Annotated in this window: 20 protein-coding genes; 9 read left to right on the top strand and 11 right to left on the bottom strand. The window is 69.7% G+C overall.

The window, feature by feature from the left end:
• Positions 1-395 (bottom strand): glycosyltransferase (locus tag BGN98_RS06995; RefSeq protein ID WP_288120443.1); only part of this gene is annotated, 395 nt, incomplete at its 3' end.
• A 46-nt stretch (positions 396-441) separates the two neighbouring features.
• Here BGN98_RS06995 and glgC point away from each other — a divergent pair.
• The 3 genes from glgC (at position 442) to BGN98_RS06980 (ending at position 3,126) form a co-directional block, all read left to right on the top strand.
• Positions 442-1,686: a glucose-1-phosphate adenylyltransferase gene (gene glgC, locus BGN98_RS06990; RefSeq protein WP_005049311.1), complete on the top strand. Its 1,245-nt coding sequence runs from the start codon at positions 442-444 to the stop codon at positions 1,684-1,686.
• Positions 1,687-1,705: 19 nt separating this feature from the next.
• A complete protein-coding gene (gene serB / locus BGN98_RS06985; RefSeq protein ID WP_288120440.1) occupies positions 1,706-2,341 on the top strand; it encodes a phosphoserine phosphatase SerB in 636 nt (211 codons plus the stop codon).
• A 65-nt stretch (positions 2,342-2,406) separates the two neighbouring features.
• Positions 2,407-3,126, top strand: a complete 720-nt coding sequence (locus BGN98_RS06980; RefSeq protein ID WP_288120438.1) for an alpha/beta fold hydrolase — start codon at positions 2,407-2,409, stop codon at positions 3,124-3,126.
• A 31-nt stretch (positions 3,127-3,157) separates the two neighbouring features.
• Here the strand turns inward: BGN98_RS06980 and BGN98_RS06975 are convergent, their stop codons facing one another.
• The gene (locus BGN98_RS06975; RefSeq protein ID WP_061681533.1) at positions 3,158-3,868 is read right to left on the bottom strand and encodes a beta-ketoacyl-ACP reductase; all 711 of its coding nucleotides are present in this window, start codon (positions 3,866-3,868) and stop codon (positions 3,158-3,160) included.
• 109 nt (positions 3,869-3,977) lie between these two features.
• Between BGN98_RS06975 and BGN98_RS06970 the strand changes: the two genes are divergently transcribed.
• From BGN98_RS06970 to BGN98_RS06955, 4 genes are read left to right on the top strand one after another with little or no spacing between them, the layout of a single operon-like run.
• Entirely contained in the window at positions 3,978-4,502 is a 525-nt protein-coding gene (locus tag BGN98_RS06970) for a DUF4190 domain-containing protein (protein ID WP_036290599.1), read from the top strand.
• A gap of 50 nt (positions 4,503-4,552) precedes the next feature.
• Complete coding sequence (locus BGN98_RS06965; RefSeq protein WP_036290596.1) at positions 4,553-4,942, top strand: DUF3099 domain-containing protein; 390 nt, start codon at positions 4,553-4,555, stop codon at positions 4,940-4,942.
• Positions 4,939-5,142, top strand: a complete 204-nt coding sequence (locus BGN98_RS06960) for a hypothetical protein (RefSeq protein ID WP_036290595.1) — start codon at positions 4,939-4,941, stop codon at positions 5,140-5,142. The genes BGN98_RS06965 and BGN98_RS06960 overlap by 4 nt, the downstream gene beginning before the upstream one ends.
• Complete coding sequence (locus BGN98_RS06955) at positions 5,139-6,056, top strand: SURF1 family cytochrome oxidase biogenesis protein (RefSeq protein ID WP_288120433.1); 918 nt, start codon at positions 5,139-5,141, stop codon at positions 6,054-6,056. The genes BGN98_RS06960 and BGN98_RS06955 overlap by 4 nt, the downstream gene beginning before the upstream one ends.
• Positions 6,057-6,077: 21 nt before the next feature.
• Here the strand turns inward: BGN98_RS06955 and BGN98_RS06950 are convergent, their stop codons facing one another.
• Positions 6,078-7,676, bottom strand: a complete 1,599-nt coding sequence (locus BGN98_RS06950; RefSeq protein WP_036290590.1) for an ABC-F family ATP-binding cassette domain-containing protein — start codon at positions 7,674-7,676, stop codon at positions 6,078-6,080.
• 117 nt (positions 7,677-7,793) lie between these two features.
• Here BGN98_RS06950 and BGN98_RS06945 point away from each other — a divergent pair, with 117 nt between their 5' ends.
• A complete protein-coding gene (locus tag BGN98_RS06945) occupies positions 7,794-8,633 on the top strand; it encodes a GNAT family N-acetyltransferase (protein WP_288120432.1) in 840 nt (279 codons plus the stop codon).
• Here BGN98_RS06945 and BGN98_RS06940 read toward each other — a convergent pair.
• Positions 8,580-9,143 carry a GNAT family N-acetyltransferase gene (locus tag BGN98_RS06940; protein ID WP_288120430.1) on the bottom strand — a complete coding sequence of 188 codons (564 nt, stop codon included), beginning with the start codon at positions 9,141-9,143 and terminating at the stop codon, positions 8,580-8,582. The two genes, BGN98_RS06945 and BGN98_RS06940, sit on opposite strands and share 54 nt — an antisense overlap.
• Positions 9,144-9,312: 169 nt before the next feature.
• Here BGN98_RS06940 and BGN98_RS06935 point away from each other — a divergent pair, with 169 nt between their 5' ends.
• Positions 9,313-9,945: a biotin transporter BioY gene (locus tag BGN98_RS06935; RefSeq protein WP_288120509.1), complete on the top strand. Its 633-nt coding sequence runs from the start codon at positions 9,313-9,315 to the stop codon at positions 9,943-9,945.
• 67 nt (positions 9,946-10,012) lie between these two features.
• On the opposite strand, the gene BGN98_RS06930 is transcribed toward BGN98_RS06935, so the two are convergent.
• Genes BGN98_RS06930 through BGN98_RS06900 form a run of 7 tightly spaced genes read right to left on the bottom strand, consistent with a single transcriptional unit; the run spans position 10,013 to position 16,437 of the window.
• On the bottom strand, positions 10,013-11,038 hold the full coding sequence (locus tag BGN98_RS06930; protein WP_288120428.1) for an iron-siderophore ABC transporter substrate-binding protein: 1,026 nt from the start codon (positions 11,036-11,038) through the stop codon (positions 10,013-10,015).
• Between the two features lie 13 nt (positions 11,039-11,051).
• Positions 11,052-11,894: an ABC transporter ATP-binding protein gene (locus BGN98_RS06925; RefSeq protein WP_288120426.1), complete on the bottom strand. Its 843-nt coding sequence runs from the start codon at positions 11,892-11,894 to the stop codon at positions 11,052-11,054.
• Positions 11,891-12,907, bottom strand: a complete 1,017-nt coding sequence (locus tag BGN98_RS06920) for a FecCD family ABC transporter permease (protein ID WP_288120424.1) — start codon at positions 12,905-12,907, stop codon at positions 11,891-11,893. Before BGN98_RS06920 ends, BGN98_RS06925 begins: the two co-directional genes overlap by 4 nt.
• A complete protein-coding gene (locus BGN98_RS06915; RefSeq protein ID WP_288120422.1) occupies positions 12,904-13,914 on the bottom strand; it encodes a FecCD family ABC transporter permease in 1,011 nt (336 codons plus the stop codon). Before BGN98_RS06915 ends, BGN98_RS06920 begins: the two co-directional genes overlap by 4 nt.
• Positions 13,911-14,852 carry a siderophore-interacting protein gene (locus BGN98_RS06910; RefSeq protein WP_288120421.1) on the bottom strand — a complete coding sequence of 314 codons (942 nt, stop codon included), beginning with the start codon at positions 14,850-14,852 and terminating at the stop codon, positions 13,911-13,913. Before BGN98_RS06910 ends, BGN98_RS06915 begins: the two co-directional genes overlap by 4 nt.
• Before the next feature lie 31 nt (positions 14,853-14,883).
• Positions 14,884-16,050, bottom strand: a complete 1,167-nt coding sequence (locus BGN98_RS06905) for a MalY/PatB family protein (RefSeq protein WP_288120419.1) — start codon at positions 16,048-16,050, stop codon at positions 14,884-14,886.
• 57 nt (positions 16,051-16,107) lie between these two features.
• Positions 16,108-16,437, bottom strand: coding sequence for a metal-sulfur cluster assembly factor (locus BGN98_RS06900; protein ID WP_005049292.1), 330 nt, complete (start codon positions 16,435-16,437; stop codon positions 16,108-16,110).
• Positions 16,438-16,447 lie beyond the last annotated feature (10 nt).

The raw sequence follows: 16,447 nt of genomic DNA, 5'->3' as shown, positions 1-16,447 counted from the left end.
CTCGACACGGCGTAGCCACCGCCGAGCTGCTCGGCCTTCCACGGGCGCAGCGGCTCGAGCGAGTGGGCCGTCACGACGTGTGGGATTCCGTGCAGCAGAGAGGCGAGGTGTCCCGCGAAGTTCGCGTACCACGTGTGGGAGTGCACCACATCGGCGCCCGCGACACCGCCGACGATCTCCAGGTCCGTGCCGAGCGTCTGGACCGCGGGGTTGGCGCCGGCGAGCTCGACCGGCACGCCGTAGGACGTCGTGTCGGTCTCGTCGCGGTCGCCGCCGAACGCGCGCACCTGCACCTCGATGCTCCGCCGCAGCGCCGAGACGAGTTCGGTGACGTGGACACCCGCACCGCCGTAGATCTCGGGCGGGTACTCCTTGGTGACGATGTCGACGCGCATGTCACGAACGCTAGTACACGGTCGAACGGGGGCCTAGTGTGGTGACATGCCTGCAGCGCCGAAGGTCTTCGGAATCATCCTCGCCGGCGGCGAGGGAAAGCGCCTCATGCCTCTGACGGAGGACAGAGCCAAACCCGCGGTGCCCTTCGGCGGCCAGTACCGGCTGATCGACTTCGCGATCTCGAACCTGATCAATTCGGGACTTCGGCAGATCGTGGTGCTGACGCAGTACAAGTCGCACAGCCTCGACCGGCACGTGTCCCAGACCTGGCGGATGTCCGCTCTGTTGAACTCCTACGTGGCCTCGGTGCCGGCGCAGCAGCGTCTGGGCAAGCGCTGGTTCTCGGGCTCGGCAGACGCCATCCTGCAGTCGTTGAACCTCATCCACGACGAGAAGCCCGACATCGTGGTGGTGATCGGCGCCGACCACGTGTACCGGATGGACTTCGAGCAGATGCTGGCCGCGCACATCGAGTCGGGCGCCAAGGCGACGGTCGCCGGCATCCGCCAGCCCATCGGGCTCGCCAATCAGTTCGGGGTCATCGACCTCGACCCCAGCGACAACGTGACGATCCGCGAGTTCCTCGAAAAGCCCCAGAACCCGACCGGACTGGCCGATGCGCCGCACGAGGTCCTGGCATCGATGGGCAACTACATCTTCGACGCCGACGCCCTCATCGCGGCCGTGGAGGCGGACGGCGAGCTGCCGGGCTCGAACCACGACATGGGCGGCGACATCATCCCCTACTTCGTGGGGCGCGGCGAGGCGGCGGTCTACGACTTCAAGCGCAATGACGTACCGGGCTCGACCGATCGCGACCGCGACTACTGGCGGGATGTGGGCACGATCGACTCGTTCTTCGACGCGCACATGGATCTCATCTCGACGCTGCCGATCTTCAACCTCTACAACGTCGACTGGCCGATCCACTCTCAGTCGGTGAACTCGCCACCCGCGAAGTTCGTCCGCGACGGCGTCGGACGCATGGGCAACGCGATCGACTCCATCGTGTCACTGGGCTCGGTGCTGTCGGGAACCCACCTGGAGCGCTCGGTGGTCGGGCCGTGGACGTTGTCGGGCGGGGGGTCGACGATCACCGACTCCGTGCTCTTCGACCACGTCCAGGTCGGCGCCGGCGCGCGGGTGCATCGCGCGATCCTCGACAAGAACGTCGTCCTGGAGCCGGGGGCGACGGTCGGCGTCGATCGCGCCTTCGATCTCGCGCGCGGCTTCACCGTGACCGACAGCGGCATCACGGTGGTGGGAAAGAACGCCTACGTCGCACGCTGACGGCCGATAGGTTGGACGGGTGCCTGACGCCCGCTTCCTCGTCGTGTTCGACGCCGACTCCACTCTGCTGCGCAACGAAGTCATCGAGCTCATCGCCGACGAGGCCGGCCGTGGCCCCGAAGTCGCGGCGGCCACCGAGGCGGCGATGCGCGGTGAAGTGGATTTCGCGACGAGTCTGCGCTCGCGCGTGGCCGAGCTGCGCGGCGTCCCGCTGAGCGCCTTCGACCGCGTGCGGGCGCGCGTAGAGCCCACCCCGGGAGCGGCCGAGCTCGTCGCCGCCATTCACGACCGCGGCGGGCGGGCCGCCGTCGTATCCGGCGGATTCCACGAGATCCTCGACGTCGTCGCCCCAACGCTCGGGATCGATCAGTGGCGCGCGAACCGGCTTGCGGTCCAGAGCGGCGTGCTGTCCGGTCTCGTCGAGGGCGAGATCGTGGATGCCGCCGGCAAAGCGGCAGCACTGCGCGAGTGGGCCGCGGCATCCGGCGTTCCCCTCGACCGCACGATCGCGGTGGGCGACGGGGCGAACGACCTGCAGATGATGGCCGTCGCCGGGCTCGGTGTCGCGTTCAATGCCAAGCCGGCGGTGCGACGGCAGGCCGACCTCGTCGTGGGACCCGTCGACCTGCGCGAACTCATACCGCTGCTTCCCTGACCCGGCGCGAGCGCGTCCGCTGGCACCCCTGCCGCGATGTCGGTGGCACGGCGTACCGTCAGCGCATGGACGTCATCATGATTCCCGGCCTCTGGCTCGATGCATCGTCGTGGGACGATGTGCTTCCCCCGTTGCGAGCGGCAGGATTGCGCCCACGCCCCTTGACGATGCCCGGCCTGGGTGCCCCCGGCGACGAGAGCGCCGATATCGGCATCGCCGACTGGGTTGCTGCGGCTGTCGCCGCGATCGACGAGTCCGCCGGCCCGGTTGCGGTCGTCGGCCACAGCGGGGGCGGCAACGTCGCATGGGGTGCAGCGGATGCCCGCCCGGAACGCGTCACCCGCGTCGTCCTGGTCGATACCGCGGTGCCGCACGACGGGGGCATGATCTCGGAGTTCGACGTCGTCGACGGCGTCGTGCCGTTCCCCGGCTGGGACTTCTTCGACGAGGACGACGTGGCTGATCTCGACGCGCAGACGCGGGCGCGCACCGCACCGCTGACCCGCTCGGTGCCGGCTCGGGTCCCCACCGACGCGATCGCGCTGCACGACGAACGTCGCTACGAGCTTCCCGTCACCGTGCTCTCCGGATCACTGGGCGAAGAGGAGTTCCGCGGCTTCCTCGCACAGTGGGGCCGGTACGCCGACGAGTTCGCCGCCATCGATGACAGCGAGATCATCCGGCTCGGCAGCGGTCATTGGCCCCAGTTCTCCCAGCCGCAGCGGCTCGGCGAGGCCATCGCCGCCGCCATCACGCGAACACCCACCGTGTCCTCCCCGCGGTGAGCGCAGCCGCGCGTCGAAGCACCGACGCCGCTCAGTGGCCCATGCCGAGGCCGCCGTCGACGGGGATGACAGCGCCCGAGATGTAGGCGGCATCCTCCGACGCCAGCCACGTGACGACACCGGCGACCTCGTCGGGCGTCGCGAAACGGCCGGCGGGGATGTTCCGCTTGTATTCGTTCTGCGTGTCTTCGGGCAGTTCGGCGGTCATGTCGGTCTCGATGAATCCGGGGGCGACGACGTTGGCGGTGATCCCACGGCCTCCCAGCTCGCGGGTCAGCGAGCGCGCGAAGCCGACGAGCGCGGCCTTCGACGACGAGTAGTTGATCTGGCCCGGCGAGCCGTACAGGCCCACGACGCTGGAGATGAGGATGACCCGCCCCCACTTGGCCCGCAGCATGCCTTTGGACGCGCGCTTGACGACGCGGAAGGTGCCACCCAGGTTCGTCGCCACGACGGAGTCGAAGTCGTCCTCCGTCATCCGCAGCAGCAGCGTGTCCTTCGTGATCCCCGCGTTCGCGACCACGATCTCCACGGGACCGAGCTGCTTCTCGACGTCGCTGAACGCGGCATCCAGCGACGCGGCATCCGTCACGTCCGCGCGCACCGTGAACGTGCCCTCAGGACCCTCGCCGGAGCGGGCGGTGACCGCCGTGCGGTACCCCTCGGCGACGAAGCGTGCGGCGATCGCGCGGCCGATGCCGCGGTTTCCACCGGTGACGAGGACGACGCGATCGTGCGACATGGGGGCTCCGTTTCGCTGGGGAGTAACCGCCCCAGCCTACTCGGCGCGCCGGCGGCTCCCCGCTCTCGCACGGCGGCCGATAGGCTGGCACGGCGAGACAGGAGAGATCATGACCGACGCGACGAACCCTCAGTCCCCGGATGCCGCGGCCACCCCGCCGGTGACGCCTCCGACTCCGGCTCCTGCGGCGGATGCCCCCTACACGCCTCCGGCTCCGCCCGCCTACCAGCCTCCGGCATATCAGCAGCCGTCCTATCCCTCCGCACCCCCGGCGTACGGCGCGAGCACCGGCGCCCCGGTGCAGCCCGCTCCGGGCGCACCGCCCGTGTACGGGTCCGCTCCCTACTACGGGGCGCCCGCCGTGAAGACGAACGTGCTCGCCGTCATCTCGATGATCGCGTCGATCCTGGGCTTCGTGTGGATCCTTCCGCTGATCGGGTCGGTCGGCGGTGCCATCATGGGCCACATCTCGCTGAACCAGATCAAGCGCACGGGTGAAGGCGGCCGCGCAATGGCGCTCGCGGGCGTGATCGTGGGATGGGTCGGCACCGCGATCTCGCTCTTGATCATCGGCTTCTTCGTCTTCTTCATCATCCTCGGGGCCGCCGCCAGCTCGCGTTACGGCTCGTACTGATCGGGCGACGCCGCGCCTGCGACGCCCACGCGGCGTAGGCTGAGGGGACCGTGAAAAGCTCCCGTGCTCAGTCCGCCACGTCGTTGCCGCGCGCGCCGCGCGACGACGCGAGCGCGCGCATGACGAAGTACTTCACGATGATGGTCATACGCGTGATCTGCTTCGTCCTGATGGTGGCCGTCACCCCTTACAGCTGGTACACCTGGCTGTTCGGAGCGGGAGCGATGTTCCTTCCGTACTTCGCCGTGGTGATCGCCAACGTCGCCGCCGGATCGGCCGAACGCGCCATCGCCCCCGAGCGCGCGATCGAGGCCTCTCCGACCCCGCGTCCACCGTCGGACGCCCCGACCGCCGCGGTCGACGAGACGCCCCGCGTGATCAGACTGAGCGAGTCCTCGCGGCAGCCGCACGCACCCCGGACGCCGTCGGACGACTCATGACCGAGGCCATCTGCTCGAGGACCGGCTGCCGCGCGCCCGCGACGTGGCAGGTGCAGTGGCGCAATCCGCGCATCCACGCGCCCGAACGACGCAAGATCTGGGCCGCGTGCGGCGATCACGTCGACTATCTGCGCGACTATCTCGCCGCCCGCGACTTCCCGGTGGACGTGGTCGCCTTCGATGCGGAGGCGACCAGATGAGAGAACGCACGGCTCGGCAGCAGACGGCGATGCGCTGGGCAGGATACGTCGCGATCGCGATCGTCTTCGCCATCGTCTGCGCCTTTCTGTCGAACTGGCAGTTCACGCGCAACGCGGACCGCAGCAGCCAGCTCGCGCTGATCGCCGCGAACTACGACGCCGCTCCCGTGCCGCTGGACCAGGTGATCGGAACCGACGGGACGTTCCCGCCCGCAGACCAGTGGCGCCCCGTCACCCTCACCGGCGAGTACCTGACAGACCGGACGCTGTTGGCCCGAAACCGCGCCCACGGCGGGACCAGCGCCTTCGAGGTGCTCGTCCCGTTCCGGACGGTCGACGGTGCGGTCTTCCTCGTCGACCGCGGCTGGCTGCCGCCCGGCTCCTCCCAGCCCGAGCCGGACGCGACCCCCACTCCCCCCGCCGGCCAGGTACAGGTCATCGCGCGACTCAAGCCGGGCGAGCCGCTGCCGAACTCGGGACGCTCCGCGCCGGGCGGCCAGGTGCCGACCATCAATCTCCCCCTGATCGCGGAGACCACCGCTCAGCCCGCGCTCATCACGAGCGCCTACGGACTGCTGGTGTCCGAACAGCCCAGTCCCGCGGAGACACCCAACGCGCTCGAGTCGCCATCGGACGACCCCGGCCCATACCTCTCGTACGCGATCCAGTGGATCCTCTTCGCGCTGATGGGATTCGTCTTCATCTGGTACATGATCCGCACCGAGATCCGTCACCGGCGAGAGGATGCGGAAGACGCGGCGGCGGCGGCCTCGGCTGAGGTGGCCGAGTCCGCGTCACCCGACGAGGCGGAGCCTTCTGCGGCTGCCCGTCGCCGTCGACAGCGCGAGACCCGGCGACGCGATCGCGACATGCAGGAAGAAGACGCCCTGCTCGACGAGCTCACGCCTCGCTGAAACCGGTGCGAGCGCCAGCCCTCAGGCGAGCGTGATGAGGTCGACGTAGTCGCGACCCCAGATGTCCTCGACACCATCCGGCAGGATCAGCACCCGCTCGGGGTTGAGAGCCTGAACGGCGCCCTCGTCGTGGGAGACGAGCACGACAGCGCCTTCGTAATGCGCGAGCGCGCCGAGGATCTCCTCGCGCGAGGCGGGGTCGAGGTTGTTGGTCGGTTCGTCGAGCAGCAGCATGTTCGCCGAGGAGACGACCAGCGTCGCCAGCGACAGGCGGGTCTTCTCACCGCCGGAGAGCACACCGGCGGGCTTGAGAACGTCGTCGCCGGTGAACAGGAACGAACCGAGCACCTTGCGCGCCTCGGTGGCGTTGATGTCCGGCGCCGCCGACATCATGTTGTCGAGGACCGAGCGGTTGACGTCGAGGTTCTCGTGCTCCTGGGCGTAGTAGCCGATCTTCAGGCCGTGGCCGGGCTCGATGACGCCCGTGTCGGCCTTGTCCACACCGGCGAGGATCCTGAGCAGTGTGGTCTTGCCGGCACCGTTGAGGCCGAGCACGACCACTTTCGATCCACGATCGATGGCGAGGTCGACGTCGGTGAAGATCTCCAGCGATCCGTACGACTTGGAGAGGTTCTTCGCCATGAGCGGCGTCTTGCCGCACGGCGCGGGCTTCGGGAAGCGCAGCTTCGCGACGCGGTCCTCCTGGCGGACCTCCTCGAGGCCGGAGAGCATCTTCTCGGCGCGAGCGACCATCTGGTGGGCCGCGGCGGCCTTGGAAGCCTTCGCACCGAAGCGCGCGGCCTGCAACTGCAGCGCCGTCGCCTTCTTCTCGATGTTGACGCGCTCCTTCTTGCGGCGTTCCTCGTCGGCGACCCGCTGGCGCAGGTAGTTCTTCCAGTTCATGTTGTAGACGTCGATGACCTGACGCATCGCGTCGAGGTAGAAGACACGGTTGACCGTCTCGCCGACGAGTTCGACGTCGTGGCTGATGACGATGAGCCCGCCCTTGTAGTTCTTCAGGAACTCGCGCAGCCACACGACGCTGTCCGCGTCGAGGTGGTTCGTCGGCTCGTCGAGGATCATCGTCTGCGCATCGGAGAAGAGGATCCGAGCGAGCTCGATGCGGCGACGCTGGCCGCCGGACAGCGTCTTCAGCGGCTGGTCGAGTATGCGATCCGGGAGAGAGAGGTTGTGGGCGATGGATGCCGCTTCGGACTCGGCCGTGTAGCCGCCGAGCGCCTCGAAGCGCTCCATGAGGTTGCCGTAGCGGCGCATCGCCTTCGCGGCCACCTTCTCGTCGGCATCCCCCATCTGCATCGACGCCTCCTGCATCTGCAGCGCCAGGGTGCCGAGTCCGCGCGCATCGAGGATGCGGGTGCGCGCCAGCATCTCGGGGTCGCCGGACCGCGGGTCCTGCGGAAGGTAGCCCAGCTCGCCCGAGCGCTCGACCTTGCCGTCGGCCGGCAGCAGGTCGCCGGCCAGCACCTTCGTCAGCGTGGTCTTTCCGGCACCGTTTCGGCCGACGAGACCGATCTTGTCGCCGTCGGAGACACGGAACGACACCTCCGACATGAGCGTGCGAGCGCCCACGCGGATCTCGAGATCGTGCACGGCGAGCACAGCGGACGTCCGTTCGTCGGGGATGGGGAACGGCCCGGAGACGGACCAGCCTCCCATTCTACCGTCCACGTCCGGCGTCGGCCGCCGCTCGAGTCCAGAGGTGCCAGACTCGGGACCATGCGATTGCGCCCCTTCACCGACGGCGATCTGACGCTGCCCTTCCTCGGCACGATCGCGTTCCGCGCCGATCGATGGCGTGATGCGCATACCCGCTCGAGCGTGCTGGAGGTGGACGGGCACCCCGTGGCCGCCGGCATCATGTGGACCTCGCGCGTGCACGGGGACCGGTACTGGGTCGCCATCGTGGTCGAGCCGGCATCGCGTCGCCGCGGTTACGGGAAGGCCGTGTTCGCCCACTTGTCGACACTGCGAGATGCGCCACTGGCCTTCATGACGCGCGGGTACGTCGACGACGATGCACTCGGCTTCGCCGACGCCCTGGGAGCACGGACCATACAGGTGGTGCCACCCGCGGACGTGCCGGCGGCGTCTCGCGCGGTTCTGCGGCCGCACCCGGCGGTGCAGAGCGTCCGCGATCTGCCCTGGGACGACGTCCTCGATGCCAACGCGGCCGTCTACGCCTGGACGCACGAGGGCTGGTCGCCCGTCGCTCCGGATTTCGCGGCGGCTCTCTCGGAAGACCTCGAGGCCGAGGTCGACCGCGACGCGAGCAGCGCCGCCGTCGTCGACGGCGAGATCGTCGCGCTGGCGCTCGTCTATCACGACTCGACACCCTCGTGCCTCACGGCGGAGACCACGAGGAGGGAGACGGCCGACGGTGAGCGCTTGATCGAGGCCTGCGTCCGGCGCTCCCTCGACGTGCTGGCAGCTCGCGGCGTCGAGTGGGTCACCTTCGACGGCCATGTCAGCGATCCGCACTTCCTCCCCGTATGGGCGCGCCTCTCACCGAGGGGCCGCTGGTTCCGCCTCGTCGAGATCCCTCCGGCCGGCGGCTGACGAGCGAGCAGGACGGGTCATCCGCACCTCCCGCACGCCGTCGTCGACACGCACGGTTCCGTCGGGCACGAATCCGTGCTTCGCATAGAAGGCCTGCGCGCGAGGATTGGGATCGGCCACCCACAGCATGTGCGCTGCGGATGCTGGGGCCACCGCGTCCAGGAGAGCGGCGCCGACGCCGGTGCCGTGGTGATCGGCAAGGACGTAGAGCACGTGGAGCGCACGATCCGGAGTGCCATCCGTCCGGTCCTCTTCCGGGGTGGGACCGGTCATCGCGATCCCCGCGACCTCGTCGTCGACGAGGGCGACGGCCGCAGCGACCTGCGCGAAGCGGGGGTCGTCGCCCAGCACCGCGGTCCAGAAGCGCTCGCGGCGGTCCACGAAGTCGGGCGCGTCGAGGATCTCGTCAGCCATGAGGCCGCGGTACGTCCGCCGCCACCCCTCCACGTGCACGCGCGCCATACCGGCGGCATCCGCGGGACGAGCGGAGCGAACGGTGAAAGTCATCATGCGGCGAGTGTAGTCAGCGAGGCGGGACCGGGATCGCGACGGGCTATCGCCGTCAGATTGTCTCGATGCGACAACGAATCGTCCTCTCTTCCATCGATCTCGGCCAGGTGGCCCGCGCGGCGAGACTCTAGGCTGAGCCGTGACCCGTCCGCCTCTCGAAGGAGACCGCATGTCCCTCGCCGCCGCAGGCCGCCGCCTCGTGCTCGCCGATCTCATCGCCCGCCCGACCGACCGGGCCCGCGCCGCCGCCCTGGACACAGCCCTCGTGATCGCGGGCGCCGCCGTGGTCGCGGTGCTCGCGCAGGTCGAGGTTCCGCTCTGGCCCGTGCCCATCACGGGACAGACTCTCGCCGTCGTCGTCGTGGGCGCCGCCCTCGGCGCCCGTCGCGGCGCCGCCGCTCTCCTCACCTACCTCGTCGCCGGCCTCGCGGGTCTGCCGGTCTTCGCCGGGTTCACGGGAACCATCGCAGCCGTCGCCAAGCCGAGCTTCGGGTTCATCATCGGCTTCGTCTTCGCCGCCTTCGTCGCGGGATGGTTCGCGGAGCGCGCGTGGGACCGACGTCCCGTCCTCGCGTTCGTCGGCTTCGTGGCGGCGAGCGTGATCCCGTTCCTGTTCGGTGTGCCCTACATGGCCTTCATCCTGAGCACCGTCCTCGGCAAGGGACTCGGTATCGAGGCGATCCTCGCCGCCGGTGTCACCCCGTTCATCCTTGGCGGCGTCGTCAAAGCCGCGCTCGCTGCGCTGCTGATCCCCGCTGCCTGGGCGGGCGTCCGCGCCCTGGAGCGCCGCTCCGGTCGCTGACCCTCACCGCGCAACGACGACGGCCCCGACCACTGCGGTCGGGGCCGTCGTCGTGTCTCTCGCGGCGTCAGCCCTTCGCGACCGCCACCGCAGCGGCCAGCCTCTGCGTGATGGTCGGCAACGCCCAGGGCAGCGCCAGCGCGGTCGGCGAGACTGCCGCCACGTTCTCCGCGCCCACCATCGCCGCCACGGCCCCCTTCTTCACGGCGGGGATCAACTGACCTCGCGCGGAGCCGAGGAACTCGTCGATCGTCTTCTGGTCCTCGCCCTGCGTGAAGATGACCTGAGCATCGATCTTGTCGAGGTTCTCCTGGCTGACCGTGGTGTAGAAGGTGCCCTCGCCCTTGTCCAGGGAAGTCACGCTGGGCGGCGAGACGAAGCCGAGGTCCTGCAGGACCTCCACCCGGGGATCGGCCGGGAGATACATGTAGAAGGTATCGACGTCGTCGTCCACGTAGGCGATCGTGACACCGGCGAACTCGGGGTGAGCGGCGGCCGCGTCCTTCACCTGCGCGTCGAGGCTCGTCAGCAGGTCGGCAGCCTGCGTGCTCATGCCGAGAGCCTTGCCGGTGATCGTGATGACATCACGCCAGGGGGTCGCCCACGGCGCGGTCGGGTAGGCGACGACGGGGATACCCGCCGCCGTGACGGCGTCGTAGTCCTTCTGCGTGAGCCCCGAGTAGGGGGCGAGCAGCACATCCGGGTTCGTCTTCAGCAGTTCCTCGAGGGGGATGTCGTTCGAGCTGACGTCGAGGATGGTGGGCTTGGCGCCTCCAAGCTTGTCGACGGCATCCGCGATCCACGGCGGCATCTTGTCGTCGCCGCCCGAGTAGTTGTCGGCGGGGATCGCAACGGGCTGGATGCCGAGAGCGAGGACGGCATCCGTCGCCCCCCACCCCCATGTCGCGATGCGCTCGGGCTTCTTCGTGATCGTCGCGTCGCCGAGCGCGGAGGTGATGGTGACGGGGAAGCCGTCACCCGCAACGCTTTCGGAGCTGGCGGGCGCCGCTGATCCGGCGGCGCAGCCCGACAGCAGGAGCGCGGTCACTCCGGCGATCGCGGCGAGTCCGAGTGCTGTGCGGAGTCGTCTCATGGGTCTTCCTTTCTCAGGGACGTGCAGGGGTGGCCTCGTCGACGAGCGCAGCGGAGCTCGTCGACGGGACGGGGATGACGATCGGGGTGGCGGTGAGGGGGTCGGGGATCACCAGTGCGGACAGTCCGAAGGCACGGCGGATCGTCTCGGCGGTCATGACCTCGGTGGGAGCGCCATGGGCGATGATGGCGCCGGCGTGCATGACGACGAGGTCGTCGGCGTAGCGGGCCGCCAGATTGAGGTCGTGCAGCACGGCAACCACAGTCGTCCCGCGCTCGCGGTTGAGTTCGCGCAGCAGGTCGAGCACCTCGAGCTGATGGCTGAGGTCGAGGAAGGTGGTGGGCTCGTCCAGCAGCAGGATGCGCGGATCCTGCGCCAGGGCCATCGCGATCCAGACGCGCTGACGCTGCCCTCCCGACAGATCCCCCACCGGACGCTCGGCGAGCTCTGTGATCCCCGTCCACGCCATCGCCTCGTCCACCCGCGCCGTGTCGTGCGCGCTCCAGCGTTGCAGCAGTCCGCGGTGGGGATGACGGCCGCGACCGACCAGCTCGGCCACCGTGACGCCGTCGGGTGCGGTCGGATGCTGCGGGAGAAGTCCGACGGTCTGGGCCAGCTGACGGCGCGGGATGCCGCGGACATCCGCGTCGTCGATCTCCACGCGACCCGCGAGCGGCGGGTGGAGTCGGGCGAGCGTTCCCAGCAAGGTGGACTTGCCCGACGCGTTGGCGCCGATGATCATCGTGACGCGCCCGGGAGCGAGCTCGAGGTCGAGGTCGTCGATGACACGTCGGGAGGGGTAGCCGGCGGCGAGGGCACGCGCGGTCAAGCGGGGGGAAGCGGAGTGCGAGGTCACAGCCGGCGTCCTTTCGAGGTGGCCAGAAGCCAGAGGAGGAAGAGAGCCCCGACCGCACCGGTGACGATGCCGACGGGCACGGCCATGCCGGGGAGGGCGTACTGGGCGACGAGGTCGGCCGCGAGCAGCAGCGCGGCGCCCACGACGGCGCTCGTGCCGAGGCCCACCGCTCCGTGGCGCAGGAGCGCTCGAGCGATCGCGGGGGCACAGAGCGCGATGAAAGAGATGGGCCCGACGAACGCACAGGTGACGGCGGTGAGCAGCACGGCGCTGGTGACGACCACGACACGCACCGGTCCGCTCGCCACACCCAGCCCGTGGGCGGCTTCGCGCCCGAGCTGCACGAGAGGCAGCCACCGCGACGCGACGATCAGCGCGGGGACGAGCGCGACGAAGACGACGAGCACGACGAGCACCTGCCACCACGGCGTCGAGGCGAGGCTTCCGGTGAGCCAGAGAAGCGCGACCTGGGCCTGTTCGATCTTGGCGCGCACCATCATGAGGTTGATGAGTGCCGAGGTGAGGAACGAGACACCGATACCGGCCAGGATCAACCGGAAGCCGCCGTCACGCAGCGATCGACCGGCGAGCATGAGCACGACCGCGACGGCGGAGCCGCCCACGAAGGCGAACACGGCGACGAGCGGTCCGGTGGTGCCGAGGAGGAGGATCGCGGACACCGCCGCCAGCCCGCTCCCCCCGGAGATGCCGAGCAGGTCGGGACTGGCCAGAGGGTTGCCGAGGAAGGACTGCAGGAGCGCTCCGGCGGCGCCCAGCGCGGCCCCGACCACCAGCGCCATGGCGGCGCGCGGCGCCCGCACCTGGAAGACGACGTACTGCTCGATGCGCGTCCCGGACCCGGTCAACGTCGCCCAGAGACGGTCGGGGGCGATCGGGTAGTCGCCCACCGAGACGGCGACGACGACGGCGACGACGGCGAAGACGATGACCGTGCTCACCACGATGCGGTGACGGCGGGCGGCGGCGCGGCGGACGGCCAGGGTGGCACTCACAGCATGCTCCGACGCGGCTGCAGCACGAGTGCGATCAGGACGGGGGCGCCGATGATCGCGACGACGATGCCGGCCTGCACTTCGCCGGGTGGCGCGACGACGCGTCCCACCACATCGGCCAACAACAGAAAGACCCCGCCGTAGAGCATCCCGAGAGGCAGGAGTCGCCCGTAGCTGCCCCCGACGACGGCACGCAGCGCGTGCGGGACGAGCAGCCCGAGGAAGACGATCGGGCCGGCGATCGCGGTCGCCCCGCCGCACAGGAGCACGGTCGCGACGATGCCGAGCACGCGACTGCGACCGACGTCGTGCCCGAGGCCGGCGGCGGTGTCCGCACCGAGAGCGAAGAGGTCGAGGCCGCGGGCGGATGCCAGGGCGAGAACGGCACCGACGACGAGTGCGGGCAGCACGAGTGCGACGGCATCCAGACCTCGAGTCGACAGGCCTCCGGCCGCCCAGTACCGGTAGACGTCGAGCGCGGAGGAGTTGGTGTTGAGGATCAGGAAGGTGACCGCGCTGAGCCCGGCAGTCACGGCCGCGCCGGTGAGTGCGAGTCGCGCAGGCCCGGCCTCGTTCCCGCGGCCTCCGATCAGCGCGACCGCGACCGCCGCCACGGCGGCGCCGCCGAACGCGAACCAGACGAAGCCGTCCGGCGTCGACATCCCGAACAGCGTGATCGCGGCGAGCACGGCCACGGAGGCCCCCGCGTTCAGACCGAGCAGTCCGGGATCGGCAAAGGGGTTGCGCGTGAGGCCCTGCATGACCGTTCCCGCCAGGGCGAGCGCGGCGCCCGCGCAGACGCCGATGACGGTGCGGGGCACGCGCTGTGTGACGACCACGATGTGATCGGGGTTGGCGGCGTCGAACGACGCCAACGCGTGCCACACGTCGACCGGGGCGATCTGCCGCGCTCCGACTCCCAGCGAGAGCAGGACGAAAACGGCCAGGAGGGCGACTCCGGCCACCGCGACGACCAAGGTTCGGCGCGGTCGTACCGGCGCGCTCATTCGACGCGCTCAGACTGACCGCGTCGCCAGTACCCCATGAAGGCGACACGCTTACGGTCGACGCCGCACTCCGACACGAGAAGCCGCCGGAGAACCTTGACCGTCGCCGACTCCCCCGCCATCCACGCATAGAACTCGCCGTCGCCATCCTCGGGGCTGTCCCACAGCAGCTCACGATCGACGTCGATCTCATCGAGGGCCTGAGGCCGGGGCGCCGCGGCGCGCGCGAGCACCTCGGCGTGATCCCGCGTCCACCCGGTCACCGCTTCGATGAGCGCGACCCCGTGCGGTCGGTCTGCCCGCACGATCCAGCTGAGCCGCGCGCCGGATGCCGCCGGCAGCTGCGGTCGCAGCGCATCGTCGTCGTCGGGCACCTCGACGAACGCGTCGATCTCGCACCGCGGATCCAGTGACTCCAGGATGCTGCAGATCGCGGGAGCGGCGGTCTCGTCTCCGGCCAGCAGCAGCCGTCGGGCGGTGCCGGGATGCCAATCCAGGCCGATGCGCGACTGGGGGCTGCGCTCATCGGGACCGATGATGACGAGCTCGTCGCCGACGGCAGCGCGCGCGGCCCAGGATCCCGCCGGACCGGCATCGTGATGCACGACGAAATCGACGGCGAGCTCGCGAGCGGCGGCATCCACACGACGCACCGTGTACGTGCGGAACGGGTTGCGGCGCGCAGACGGCAGCGCCCGCCATCTGTCGTACCAGTCGCCGGCGTGCTCCGCCTGACCGAAGTCGGAGTATCCCCCCGCGACATCGGCCAGGGGCAGGACGATCTTGATCCGCTGATCGAGACCCGCGGTGCCGAACCACTCCAGCTCGGGACCGGTGAACCATACCCGCACGAAGTGCGCAGAGAGCCGCTCGACGGCGCGGACACGGACGGCATACGGGCAGTAGGCCGGGCGGACGGCGGTCGCAGATTCGGTCACACCCTAAGGGTAGCCTTACCTTCGTCAGATGTCACACCGGTGAGCCGACGAGACGTCCGATTCGCGCAATGGCTTCGGTGAGAACCTCCGGCCCGCAGCCGAAGTTCACGCGGACGTGACCTGTGCCCTGCGCTCCGAAGTGCGGGCCGTGATGGACAGCCACGCGCGCCTCGGCGAGGATGCGCCCGGCCGGGTCGTCACCCCAGCCGTAGGCACTCAGATCCACCCAGGCGAGGTAGCCCGCGTCGGGCAGGCGGTAACGAGCGCGAGGCAGGTGTGCGGCGAGGAGGTCCGCGAGGAGATGACGGTTGAGATCGAGTCGGGCGCGCAGGGCGTCGAGCCACTCATCGGATGCCGCGTCCAGTGCCGCGACACTGGCGATCGCGCCGAACAGCCCCGTACGCCACTCCACCTCCGACGGCAGGCCGCGCACGACGGCGGCGGTCCGTTCGTCCCCGGTCACCATGACCGCGCACTTCAGCCCTGCGAGATTGAACGCCTTGGAGGGGCTGGTGACCGTGTAGCCGACCGCGGCAGCTTCCGCCGATGACGCGAGAAACGGCGTGAAGGTCGCATCGTCGTAGACGAGCGGCGCATGGATCTCGTCACTGATGACCATGGCACCATGTCGCGCGGCGATCCGGGCCAGCGCGGCCAGCGTCTCACGCGAATGGACGGTACCGGTGGGGTTGTGGGGATTGCACAGCAGCACGGCGCGCGCGCCGTCGGCCAGCGCCGCGTCGATGCCGTCCAGGTCGAGTGCCCAGGTCGCACCCGTATCGCGCAGCGGCACGGGTGCCACACGGCATCCGGCTTCTTCCACCGTCATCGTGAAGGGCGGATACACCGGTGGGGTGATCACGACCGCGTCACCGGGCGCGGTGACCGCGCGCAGGATCTCGACGACGCCCATCATCACGTCACCCGTCGTCCGCACGCGGTCGGCATCGACCACCCAGTCGAAGCGGCGAGCGGCGAACGATGCGAAGGCATCGCGCACGCCGGGATCGGGTGGTGTGTACCCGGTGTCGCCGAGCTCCACCGCCGTGCGCAAGGCGCTCGTGATCAGCGGCGCGAGGGGGAAATCCGTCTCCGCCACGAACAGCGGCAGGACGTCGGAACCGTACGTCCGCCACTTCGTGCTGGACCGCCGCCGCAGGCTCTCCACGGGAAGGGCTTCGAGAGGAACGATGCTCACGCCTCGAGCCTACCGACGGCTCCCCTGCGGGTGCGCCACGCCGACATCGGATGACGATCAGATAGCGAACCCCAGCGCGCGCATCATGTCGCGTCCGTCGTCGGTGATGCGTTCCGGTCCCCACGGCGGCATCCACACCCAGTTGATGCGGAAGCGATCGACCACGTCGTCCAGGGCCTGCGCGGTCTGCTCTTCGAGCACGTCCGTGAGCGGGCAGCCCGCCGAGGTCAGCGTCATGTGAATGACGAGGGCGTCGTTCTCCTCGTCCCAGCTGAGATCGTAGATGAGACCGAGGTCGACGACGTTGATTCCGAGCTCGGGATCCATCACGTCCTTGAGCGCCTCGGTGACGTCGTCGTACTTCTCCGGACTGAGGGTCGCAGTCATGCGTTCGATC

Origin of the sequence: Microbacterium sp. 69-7 (assembly GCF_001897985.1) — a bacterium.
Taxonomy (GTDB): Bacteria; Actinomycetota; Actinomycetes; order Actinomycetales; family Microbacteriaceae; genus Microbacterium; species Microbacterium laevaniformans.
The sequence above is the reverse complement of the archived record's forward strand: the minus strand, read 5'-3'. Positions and strand labels throughout refer to the sequence as shown.

Excerpts from the sequence above, each read along its gene's own strand:
- BGN98_RS06900 (WP_005049292.1), bottom strand. The coding sequence starts at position 16,437 with ATGACTGCGACCCTCAGTCCGGAGAAGTACGACGACGTCACCGAGGCG.
- BGN98_RS06930 (WP_288120428.1), bottom strand. The coding sequence starts at position 11,038 with ATGAGACGACTCCGCACAGCACTCGGACTCGCCGCGATCGCCGGAGTG.
- glgC (WP_005049311.1), top strand. The coding sequence starts at position 442 with ATGCCTGCAGCGCCGAAGGTCTTCGGAATCATCCTCGCCGGCGGCGAG.
- BGN98_RS06975 (WP_061681533.1), bottom strand. The coding sequence starts at position 3,868 with ATGTCGCACGATCGCGTCGTCCTCGTCACCGGTGGAAACCGCGGCATC.
- BGN98_RS06935 (WP_288120509.1), top strand. The coding sequence starts at position 9,313 with ATGTCCCTCGCCGCCGCAGGCCGCCGCCTCGTGCTCGCCGATCTCATC.
- BGN98_RS06960 (WP_036290595.1), top strand. The coding sequence starts at position 4,939 with ATGACCGAGGCCATCTGCTCGAGGACCGGCTGCCGCGCGCCCGCGACG.
- BGN98_RS06980 (WP_288120438.1), top strand. The coding sequence starts at position 2,407 with ATGGACGTCATCATGATTCCCGGCCTCTGGCTCGATGCATCGTCGTGG.
- BGN98_RS06945 (WP_288120432.1), top strand. The coding sequence starts at position 7,794 with ATGCGATTGCGCCCCTTCACCGACGGCGATCTGACGCTGCCCTTCCTC.
- BGN98_RS06915 (WP_288120422.1), bottom strand. The coding sequence starts at position 13,914 with ATGAGCGCGCCGGTACGACCGCGCCGAACCTTGGTCGTCGCGGTGGCC.
- BGN98_RS06940 (WP_288120430.1), bottom strand. The coding sequence starts at position 9,143 with ATGATGACTTTCACCGTTCGCTCCGCTCGTCCCGCGGATGCCGCCGGT.
- BGN98_RS06955 (WP_288120433.1), top strand. The coding sequence starts at position 5,139 with ATGAGAGAACGCACGGCTCGGCAGCAGACGGCGATGCGCTGGGCAGGA.
- BGN98_RS06970 (WP_036290599.1), top strand. The coding sequence starts at position 3,978 with ATGACCGACGCGACGAACCCTCAGTCCCCGGATGCCGCGGCCACCCCG.